Source organism: Ornithinibacillus californiensis (assembly GCF_001038485.1).
Taxonomy (GTDB): Bacteria; Bacillota; Bacilli; order Bacillales; family Amphibacillaceae; genus Ornithinibacillus; species Ornithinibacillus californiensis.
In genome coordinates this window covers 1-3,089 of sequence record NZ_LDUE01000066.1, presented here as the reverse complement: position 1 = coordinate 3,089, position 3,089 = coordinate 1, and the positions used below count along the sequence as shown (strand labels likewise).

The following is a 3,089-nucleotide window of genomic DNA, read 5'->3' as shown; positions in this document are numbered from 1 at the left end:
CCCACATCCGAAGATACTAGATCCTAAGTCTAGCGCGTCTGCCAATTCCGCCACACCCGCAAATATAAATGGTGAGCCATGAAGGATTCGAACCTTCGACCCTCTGATTAAAAGTCAGATGCTCTACCGACTGAGCTAATGGCTCATGTTAATGAGTTAATCTAATTTAGTTTTAATTTAACTAAGATGACCCCTGCTACTACTAGCTTATTCATGGATGTGTATCCATCGGGGTTACTCGTAGCTGATTCGGTGGAGGTGTTGCTCGTTGCTCTACCGACTGAGCTAATGTCTCATGTTAATGAGTATTTCTTAGTTTGTTATAATGTTGTAAAAAAATGGTGCCGGCCAGAGGACTTGAACCCCCAACCTACTGATTACAAGTCAGTTGCTCTACCAATTGAGCTAGGCCGGCGTATGGAGGATGCAGGGCTCGAACCTGCGACCCCCTGCTTGTAAGGCAGGTGCTCTCCCAGCTGAGCTAATCCTCCGCCTGGCGGCGTCCTACTCTCGCAGGGGCAATGCCCCAACTACCATCGGCGCTGAGAAGCTTAACTACTGTGTTCGGTATGGGAACAGGTGTGACCTTCTCGCTATCGCTACCAGACAATATCTTAAAATGAAGACAAGATATATTATATTCATTTCTAAAGAGAAATGCAAGGGTTTTTAAAAAATAATTTATACCCTAAAAACTAAATAAGAGTAAACAACGAATATCAAACAAAGTTAGTTAAGTCCTCGATCTATTAGTATCCGTCAGCTCCACGTGTCACCACGCTTCCACCTCGGACCTATCAACCTCATAGTCTCTAAGGGATCTTACTCACTCGAAGTGATGGGAAGTCTCATCTTGAGGGGGGCTTCATGCTTAGATGCTTTCAGCACTTATCCTTTCCACACGTAGCTACCCAGCTATGCTCTTGGCAGAACAACTGGTACACCAGCGGTGTGTCCATCCCGGTCCTCTCGTACTAAGGACAGCTCCTCTCAAACTTCCAACGCCCACGACGGATAGGGACCGAACTGTCTCACGACGTTCTGAACCCAGCTCGCGTACCGCTTTAATGGGCGAACAGCCCAACCCTTGGGACCGACTACAGCCCCAGGATGCGATGAGCCGACATCGAGGTGCCAAACCTCCCCGTCGATGTGAACTCTTGGGGGAGATAAGCCTGTTATCCCCGGGGTAGCTTTTATCCGTTGAGCGATGGCCCTTCCATGCGGAACCACCGGATCACTAAGCCCGACTTTCGTCCCTGCTCGACTTGTAGGTCTCGCAGTCAAGCTCCCTTCTGCCTTTACACTCTACGAATGATTTCCAACCATTCTGAGGGAACCTTTGGGCGCCTCCGTTACCTTTTAGGAGGCGACCGCCCCAGTCAAACTGCCCGCCTGACACTGTCTCCGAACCGGATTACGGTCCTGGGTTAGAAGGTCCATACAGCCAGGGTGGTATCCCACGGATGCCTCCACCGAAGCTAGCGCTCCGGCTTCTAAGGCTCCCACCTATCCTGTACAAGCTGCACAGACATTCAATATCAGGCTACAGTAAAGCTCCACGGGGTCTTTCCGTCCTGTCGCGGGTAATGCGCATCTTCACGCATAGTATAATTTCACCGGATCTCTCGTTGAGACAGTGCCCAAATCGTTACACCTTTCGTGCGGGTCGGAACTTACCCGACAAGGAATTTCGCTACCTTAGGACCGTTATAGTTACGGCCGCCGTTTACTGGGGCTTCGGTTCAAAGCTTCGGGCTAAGCCCTAACTCATCCCCTTAACCTTCCAGCACCGGGCAGGTGTCAGCCCCTATACTTCGCCTTTCGGCTTCGCAGAGACCTGTGTTTTTGCTAAACAGTCGCTTGGGCCTATTCACTGCGGCTTCTCATACAAGAAGCACCCCTTCTCCCTAAGTTACGGGGTCATTTTGCCGAGTTCCTTAACGAGAGTTCTTCCGCTCACCTTAGGATTCTCTCCTCGCCTACCTGTGTCGGTTTGCGGTACGGGCACCATAAATCATGGCTAGAGGCTTTTCTTGGCAGTGTGAAATCAGGAACTTCGCTACTAAATTTCGCTCCCCATCACAGCTTGAGCTTAAGTTGGACGGATTTGCCTATCCAACACTCTCACTGCTTGGGCGCACACATCCATCGGTGCGCTTTCCTTATCCTACTGCGTCCCCCCATCGCTCGTAACGATTATGAGGTGGTACAGGAATATCAACCTGTTGTCCATCGCCTACGCCTTTCGGCCTCGGCTTAGGTCCCGACTAACCCTGAGAGGACGAGCCTTCCTCAGGAAACCTTAGGCATTCGGTGAAAGAGATTCTCACTCTTTTTTCGCTACTCATACCGGCATTCTCACTTCTAAGCGCTCCACCAGTCCTCACGGTCTGACTTCACAGCACTTAGAACGCTCTCCTACCATTGTTCGTAAGAACAATCCGCAGCTTCGGTGATACGTTTAGCCCCGGTATATTTTCGGCGCAGAGTCACTCGACCAGTGAGCTATTACGCACTCTTTAAATGGTGGCTGCTTCTAAGCCAACATCCTGGTTGTCTGTGCAACTCCACATCCTTTTCCACTTAACGTATACTTTGGGACCTTAGCTGGCGGTCTGGGCTGTTTCCCTTTCGTCTATGAACCTTATCACCCATAGACTGACTCCCAAGATAAAGTATCTGGCATTCGGAGTTTGACTGAATTCGGTAACCCGATGAGGGCCCCTAGTCCAATCAGTGCTCTACCTCCAGTACTCAACTCTTGAGGCTAGCCCTAAAGCTATTTCGGAGAGAACCAGCTATCTCCGTGTTCGATTGGCATTTCACCCCTACCCACACCTCATCCCCGCATTTTTCAACATACGTGGGTTCGGGCCTCCAGTCAGTGTTACCTGACCTTCACCCTGGACATGGGTAGATCACACGGTTTCGGGTCTACGACCGCATACTAATTCGCCCTATTCAGACTCGCTTTCGCTACGGCTCCGTGTCTTCCACTTAACCTCGCATACGATCGTAACTCGCCGGTCCATTCTACAAAAGGTACGCCGTCACACATTAACGTGCTCCGACTACTTGTAGGCACA

The 3,089-nt window shown here is 50.5% G+C and carries 3 tRNA genes and 2 rRNA genes; all 5 read right to left on the bottom strand.

From position 1 onward, the window contains the following. Nucleotides 1-69: 69 nt before the first annotated feature. Nucleotides 70-145: transfer RNA gene (locus TE34_RS18160), tRNA-Lys, on the bottom strand. A 194-nt stretch (nucleotides 146-339) separates the two neighbouring features. Then, nucleotides 340-415, bottom strand: a tRNA-Thr gene (locus TE34_RS18155). Nucleotides 416-418: 3 nt separating this feature from the next. Next, a tRNA-Val gene (locus TE34_RS18150) sits at nucleotides 419-491 on the bottom strand. Then, a 5S ribosomal RNA gene (gene rrf, locus TE34_RS18145) occupies nucleotides 492-607 on the bottom strand. Nucleotides 608-729: 122 nt separating this feature from the next. Further along, nucleotides 730-3,089: ribosomal RNA gene (locus TE34_RS18140) — 23S ribosomal RNA — on the bottom strand; the annotation flags it as partial.